This window comes from Sodalinema sp., from assembly GCF_046483825.1.
Classification (GTDB): domain Bacteria; phylum Cyanobacteriota; class Cyanobacteriia; order Cyanobacteriales; family Geitlerinemataceae; genus Sodalinema.
Genome location: NZ_JAWOCL010000151.1, coordinates 1 through 6801 on the forward strand (window position 1 = coordinate 1; position 6801 = coordinate 6801).

The 6801-nt window shown below is 51.9% G+C and carries 8 protein-coding genes, 1 tRNA gene and 1 pseudogene; 5 read left to right on the forward strand and 5 right to left on the reverse strand.

What is annotated here, in order from left to right; genetic code table 11:
- Window positions 1-197, forward strand: a 197-nt coding sequence (locus R6U67_RS09895; RefSeq protein ID WP_410252385.1) for a hypothetical protein, incomplete at its 5' end; no start/stop codon positions are given.
- 46 nt (window positions 198-243) lie between these two features.
- Here the strand turns inward: R6U67_RS09895 and R6U67_RS09900 are convergent.
- Window positions 244-822, reverse strand: coding sequence for an Npun_F5749 family FMN-dependent PPOX-type flavoprotein (locus R6U67_RS09900; RefSeq protein WP_410252386.1), 579 nt, complete (start codon window positions 820-822; stop codon window positions 244-246).
- Between the two features lie 313 nt (window positions 823-1135).
- Here R6U67_RS09900 and R6U67_RS09905 point away from each other — a divergent pair, with 313 nt between their 5' ends.
- The 3 genes from R6U67_RS09905 to R6U67_RS09915 all read left to right on the forward strand — a co-directional run bounded on the left by R6U67_RS09905 (window position 1136) and on the right by R6U67_RS09915 (window position 2800).
- On the forward strand, window positions 1136-1471 hold the full coding sequence (locus R6U67_RS09905; RefSeq protein WP_410252387.1) for a hypothetical protein: 336 nt from the start codon (window positions 1136-1138) through the stop codon (window positions 1469-1471).
- Between the two features lie 220 nt (window positions 1472-1691).
- Window positions 1692-2102, forward strand: a complete 411-nt coding sequence (locus R6U67_RS09910) for a hypothetical protein (protein ID WP_410252388.1) — start codon at window positions 1692-1694, stop codon at window positions 2100-2102.
- 86 nt (window positions 2103-2188) lie between these two features.
- Entirely contained in the window at window positions 2189-2800 is a 612-nt protein-coding gene (locus R6U67_RS09915) for a hypothetical protein (protein WP_410252389.1), read from the forward strand.
- Here the strand turns inward: R6U67_RS09915 and R6U67_RS09920 are convergent.
- The 3 genes and pseudogenes from R6U67_RS09920 to R6U67_RS09930 form a co-directional block, all read right to left on the reverse strand.
- Window positions 2797-4347, reverse strand: coding sequence for a cation:proton antiporter (locus tag R6U67_RS09920; protein ID WP_410252390.1), 1551 nt, complete (start codon window positions 4345-4347; stop codon window positions 2797-2799). The two genes, R6U67_RS09915 and R6U67_RS09920, sit on opposite strands and share 4 nt — an antisense overlap.
- A gap of 21 nt (window positions 4348-4368) precedes the next feature.
- A pseudogene (gene hisE / locus R6U67_RS09925) lies at window positions 4369-4647 on the reverse strand (phosphoribosyl-ATP diphosphatase); the annotation flags it as partial.
- Window positions 4648-4844: 197 nt separating this feature from the next.
- Window positions 4845-4926, reverse strand: a tRNA-Leu gene (locus R6U67_RS09930).
- Between the two features lie 156 nt (window positions 4927-5082).
- Here R6U67_RS09930 and accC point away from each other — a divergent pair.
- A complete protein-coding gene (accC, locus tag R6U67_RS09935; RefSeq protein WP_410252391.1) occupies window positions 5083-6438 on the forward strand; it encodes an acetyl-CoA carboxylase biotin carboxylase subunit in 1356 nt (451 codons plus the stop codon).
- Window positions 6439-6621: 183 nt separating this feature from the next.
- Here accC and R6U67_RS09940 read toward each other — a convergent pair.
- The coding region (locus tag R6U67_RS09940; RefSeq protein ID WP_410252392.1) for a YggT family protein at window positions 6622-6801 on the reverse strand (180 nt) is incomplete at its 5' end.

The window sequence follows — 6801 nt, forward strand, 5'->3', positions numbered from 1 at the left end:
CTGATATCTTAAATCAACTTTTGGACTGGTCGAAGCGAGGAAATCTGAACCGGATTCGTCGTTGGTCTCAAGAGGTAATCCGTGAACAAGCTGAGTATCAGGAGTTTGCTGAAATCTTAGGTGATTATGCCCAACAGTTTCAAGAACGGGCCATTTCATCACTGTTACAGGCGGCTTTGGATTCCTCCAAAGTGTAGGGAACTGGCCACCTGGGTTGAGGTGGACTCGCCGTTCCACCCCGCTCTAGGGATTCACCTCCCGCTGACTCCAACCGCCATCCTCCTGACGCTCATAGAAATAGCGATTTTGCGGTTCGCCTCGCAATGTCAGCCAATCGACGCGGATGGGTTCGAGTAAGAGGAGTGTGAAGCTGTCTAAGGGGGTTTCAGGATTGGGGGGAGAAACTTGGAACGCCTCCATCGTCGCGCGATCGCCCCCAGGTTCGGGCCAAGCAAACCCGGAACGCGCATTGTCGGAAATCTGTCGCCAGAGGTGCGATCGCAGCTGCTGTAATCCCTCATCCTGACACGCCTCGGAGACGGCGATTAAGGGTCCCCCTAACCGGAACTGTTCCCGCGTTTTGGGGAAATACCAACAGGCTTCAGCTTGGCCATTCTCAGCAATGTCGTGCATCTTAGCACTGCGGCGATCGGTAATGATTTGCAGGCGATCGCCCTCCGCAAAGCCCCGAAACACCACCGTTCGATTCGCCGGCGTACCATCAGCACGCACCGTCGCTAATTGAAAATAGCGGGCATAAATTAGACTGCGGTTGCGGTGTAATGCACCGGATAGATGAGTTCTCCAAGGAGCCAGAACCATAACAAATCGTGAATTTTGATTAACTTTTTTAGCTAGATGTTCATCATAAACGGTTTTCGCCAATCAATTCGCTAGAATGCCAATCATCAACCTGTTAACTTGCACAATTGAGACCCGCGATGCTCAGATGTTTTCCTAGAAAATCTCTGCATACATCTCCTCGTCTCTTAGCCGTTAGGGAGTGAGACTATCTCACAACCTGGCGGCTTTTTGCTTAGCACTCAGCGGTTGAGAGTGCTAATTCTAGGACAAAGTTACCAGCCGTTGAAGTTGCTTAAAAAACGAATTTAGCGTGAGGTAAACAAGCCGTATTATGAGCTACACCTTTGATATCATCAATATTTTACCGGTTCTCAACTTCTTTGACCATCAGCAACAAGTCGAGAAAACTCCCCATCGTAGTCTTGCCTATCTCGGAAGTTATGACTGCACCCTTGACGGCTTTATTCAATCCACGGAACTGGTGCATCAAAAACCTGATTGGGATTGGGATGCTGTTGTCTCAGCGATGATTGAGTTTTGGCTAAGTCAAGAGGAGCGAGTTCGTCATTGGAAACAGGTCTTTCATCAGTCAGACGAAGGACAGTTGATTGTGGCTCGTGTGGCTAATGTGAACTGTTTGCGACGGGAGTTTGAGGCGATGTTGTAAGAAAGGCAAGAGGCATGCATGCAAAAGGCAAGAGGGGTAGCGACTGTTTTGGCTTGCGATAGTAGGGGCGAAGAATCCCCTCCTGGGAGGGGTTAGGGGTGGGTTCCCCTACTGACCCGAACGCATCGCTCTTCTGTTGGGTGATGTGAAACCTGGGTTGGGGGAATCCGTCATAATCAGAGTAGGACCGTCTCAACCACTCATTTTCCTATCAAAATCCATGAAACTGCTTCCCCTCAGTCTCGGCGTTGTTCTGGGTATCCTTTGGGGGTCCCCGAGCTTGGCTCAATCCCGTGATCAGGTGGTACGCCTTTGCTTAAACGGCTTGCTGTATACAGATATTAGCTATAACGGCGAAACTCGACTGAACTCTCGCCGTACCGTTGTCGATCAAGCTTCGGCGGCTGAAGCCTGCGAAGGTGTGCAAACTCGTATTGAGGCTCGCGATATCCGGCGTTGTGTCTTGGGGGTGTTGTATACCAATACTGATCATGGTGGCGGCCCCCGACTCACCTCGCAACGAACTGAAATTGAAGCCAGTTCCGCCGCCAGGGCCTGTCGTCTACCTCAACGAGAGGCCCCCGTTCAGATTCGCTATCGCTATCGGTTTCCCTTTCCTCGTCGCTATTAAGCCGTCTATACAGTCTCTACAGAGGATGAAAACCTCGGCAAAACATGGCAGACTAGGAAAAAGACAATGGGGTGGGCGATCGCGGTATGGTGAAGGTTCATACAACCGAAGAACTCATTGACATCCTCGCCGCAGAACATGAGGCTTGCCTGAGGGGAGAACGGCTTAACCTGTCCGCCAATCCCTATATTGGCAATATCGCCGTCGATAGCCTCCTGAAACCCGATGCGATGCAGCGGTTCTCGGCGTATCAAGACTTCAAATCCGCCATTCACCACTATCAGCAAGACTACGGCGTTTCAGGGATTGTCTGGCGGGAATTGACGCTGAAGGAGCAAACGCTGCACTATCCCCAGGTTCATGAACGGCTGATCGCCCTTGAGTCTGATTTAGAGATTCTACGACAAGCCAAACCCCAGATTTTGCAGTTCTGGGAACGAGTCACCCCAGACATGGACTTGTATTTGAGTGTCAACCAGGGTAAGGATTACGAACCCATTACCCTCGCCGATGTCTCAGCTTTAATTCCGCGAACTGACTGGGCGAATATCTGGAAATGGGAAAATCAAACCTTTCTCGAAGTCGTCTTACAACTGGGGTGGGGACAACCCCATGATGCTCACTATCGCCGAGGTTCCCTAGCGGCGGGAAGTGAGTACATTCATGGCGTTGCGGCGGGATGTCAACCCATTGGCTAGAGGTTTCCCTGCAAAAACGGTGCCAGTTCTTGATTTAACTGCCCTGATTTGACAAACTCAGCATAGGTATCGGCTTCAATGGCCAACAATTGCTCTTTCAGCATTTGGCTGGCGTAATCTTTTAAGTCGGGATCTTCTTTCTGAAGTTTCTCTAACTGTTGTCCCAACTGCTTGAGTTCGCCTCGGATGAGAGAGGTTTGGTACTCGTAAAAATCCTGGGGAATATCGGAGCGAGTGTCTTGCTGTTGCAGATGGCTCAACACCCGTTCCAAGGCGGCACGACGGGCCACGACTTCGGCATACTCCTGTTTACGGGAGTTCTCGTCGAGTAACGAGAGATTCTGGAGTAGGGGTTTCGTGGTTAAGCCTTGCACCAAGAGGGTAAATAACACCACACCGAAGACAATCCCAATCACTTCTTCCCGTTCTGGGAGAATCACGGGAACGCTCAACGCCAGGGCGATGGAAACAGACCCTCGCAAGCCTCCCCACCACAATACTGTCAATTCTGAGGACTTGATGCCAGACTTGGTGGCGAGGTTGCTGAAACTCCCTAAGCCAAAAATGGCGATCGCCCGTGTCAACAACAAGGCACCAATAGCAATGGCCATGGGGATGAGACTGTCTTGTAGACTGTCAAACTGGACGCGATCGCCAATCAACAAGAAGACAATTGAGTTGACGAAGAAGGCGATAAACTCCCAAAACTCGGTCACTAACAGCCGTGTTCGCGGATTCATGCCGATGCGAGAGCCGAAATTGCCCAAAATCACCCCCGTCGTCACCACCGCAATTACCCCAGAACCGCCGAGATTTTCCGTAATCACATAGGTTCCGTAGGCGGCGACAAGCGTTAACGACTGTTCGACGAGGGGTAAATCGAAGCGTTGAGTGAGGTAGGAAATACCAAAGCCAATGGCACTTCCTACGCCTACCCCAACCCCCACAAACACGGCAAAATCGGAAATCGTCACTTGTAGGGAAAATTCCTGGGTTCCGGTGGCTAAGCCAAGCAGCAAGCCAAACGCCACAACCGCCACGCCGTCGTTAAACAGACTTTCCCCTTCCATCAACGTCGTCAGCCGTTCCCCCACTCCCAACTCACGAAATAGGGCAATCACAGACACCGGATCGGTGGCAGAGAGACTCGCCCCCACCAACAAACAGACGGGTAGAGGAATGGCCGTGAAACTGGCCAGCATCCAGCCGATGCCAAAGATGGAAATCATCACCCCAACGATGGCGAACAAGGTGACGGGGAATAAATCTTTTTTGAGGTTCTTCCAATGGAGGTTCCAACCGGCTTCAAAGAGCAAGGGGGGCAGGAAAATCTCCAAAATGAGTTCCGGCGACAAATTCACCAAACGGACATCTTCAAAGGCGAGGAAGACCCCGACGATGACCAATAATAGGGTGTAGGGTATTTGCCGCATCCAGCTCACTGTTCGCGACAGGGTGGCGACGGTGAGGGAGACGGAGAGAACTAAGAGAAATTTCTCTAAGTTGTTTTGGATCAGGGCTTCGCCTGCTGTAACGTCGAGAGACATCGGCAAATCTCCGAAAGTGAGTTAGCGTCGGCGGGCCTCGAGGTGTTGATAGACCGCATCGACATCGACATGATGGTGGGCCATGGCAACAAGAGTATGGTAAAGCAGATCTGCGACTTCTGAGGCGATCGCATCCGGGTCATCATCTTTACAAGCCATGACCACTTCGGCGGCTTCTTCGCCGATTTTCTTCAAAATCTTATTGTCTCCTCCAGCGAGGAGTTTACAGGTATAGGATTCCTCGCTGGGATTGTCGCGGCGATCGCAGATGGTGGAGAAGAGTTGTTGTAGGGGATCAGACATGGGGAAAGGCAAGAGGCAAGAGGCAAGAGGCAAGAGGCAAGAGGGATAGGGTGTGTTCCGGCATCGTAGGGGCGAAAAATTTTTCGCCCCGACTTGCCCGAACGCACCGCTTTGGCATCAATCACCAAAAAAGGGATAGCTTCACAGCCATCCCTTTCTTAGAATCTGTTGAGGCACAGATGGGTAGATTGCAATGCGGATGGCGAGACTCGAACTCGCAAGGATTGCTCCACACGCCCCTCAAGCGTGCGTGTCTACCAATTCCACCACATCCGCGTGGCGCTTGTACCGCTAACCTTGGTTAACCGCACTATGATAACTTAGCATAACTGTGGACAGTTGCGCCACATTTGATGAAAAATTTTTTTTCATTTTTTTTCATCCGATCCTGCTGCGGTTGTTTTCGTTCCCCGTTGCCCCAGACACTCAAAGATGCAGTTCTCGAAAATTCTCATTGCTAACCGAGGTGAAATCGCCCTCCGTATCCTCCGAACCTGCGAGGAGATGGGCATTGCCACCGTCGCCGTCTATTCCACCGTTGATCGCCATGCCCTCCATGTGCAACTGGCCGATGAAGCCGTTTGCATTGGCGAACCGTCGAGTAATAAAAGCTATCTCAACATTCCCAACATCATCTCAGCGGCCCTAACCCGCAATGCCACGGCCATCCATCCCGGCTATGGCTTCCTGGCCGAAAATGCCCGCTTTGCCGAAATTTGCGCCGATCACCAAATTGCCTTTATCGGCCCCTCTCCCGACTCGATGCGACAGATGGGAGACAAATCCACGGCCCGAGAAACTATGAAACAAATCGGGGTTCCCACGGTTCCGGGGAGTGATGGCCTCCTTCATGATGAAAAAGAAGCCCTGTCCCTGGCGGACAAGATTGGTTATCCGGTGATGGTGAAAGCGACGGCTGGTGGGGGTGGCCGAGGAATGCGCTTTGTCCGTCATGCCGGAGAGTTACCGAAACTGTTTCTGGCAGCCCAAGGGGAGGCGGAAGCGGCGTTTGGTGATCCCGGAATTTATCTGGAGAAGTTCATCGAACGACCGCGCCATATTGAGTTTCAGATTCTCGCGGATCAACATGGCAATGTGATTCACTTGGGGGAACGGGATTGTTCGATTCAACGACGACATCAGAAACTCCTCGAAGAAGCCCCCAGTCCTGCCCTTGATCCCAAGTTACGGCAACGGATGGGTAAAGCGGCGGTGAAGGTGGCCAAGTCCATTAACTATGTGGGGGCGGGAACGGTGGAGTTTCTCCTCGATGGTTCGGGGAATTTCTATTTTATGGAGATGAACACCCGGATTCAGGTGGAACATCCGGTCACTGAGGCGATTTGTGGCTTAGATCTAATTGCGGCTCAAATTTTGGTGGCCCAAGGGGAAAAACTGCCGGTTAATCAGAATCAGGTGGAGTTACGGGGCCATGCGATCGAATGTCGCATCAACGCCGAAGATCCCGATCGCAACTTCCGCCCCCATCCCGGACGCATTAGCGGCTATCTTCCCCCCGGTGGGATTGGGGTACGGGTCGATTCCCATGTCTATACGGATTATGAGATTCCCCCCTATTACGATTCTCTTATTGGTAAGCTCATTGTCTGGGGCTTAACTCGCGAACAGGCGATCGCCCGCATGAAACGCGCCCTGCGAGAATGTGCCGTCACCGGCATTCCCACCACGATAGGCTTTCACCAAAAAATCCTCGACAGCCCCGAGTTTCTCGGTGGCACAGTCTACACCAATTTTGTGGAACAGTTTATGGCGAAGGATCGAGATTAGGGGGCAAAAAAAGGCAAGAGGCAAAAGGCAAGAGGCATAACCCACCCCTAACCCCTCCCAGGAGGGGATGGCAAGAGGCAAGAGGCAAACCCTGTTCCCTGTTCCCCGTTCCCCGTTCCCAGTTCCGGTGTTCCCTGTTCCCTGTTCCCTATTCCCTATTCCCTATTCCCTATTCCCTATTCCCTAACGCATCATCGTGATCAACCCCTGTTGCCCTAACAACAGTTCTCGGATGAGGCTGAAAATCCCCACCCAGATAATGGGGGAAATGTCAACCCCTCCTAGGGGGGGAATGAGTTTGCGGGTGGGAATCAGGAACGGTTCTGTGGGTACGCCAATGAGGTTGAAAGGAAATTTGTTGAG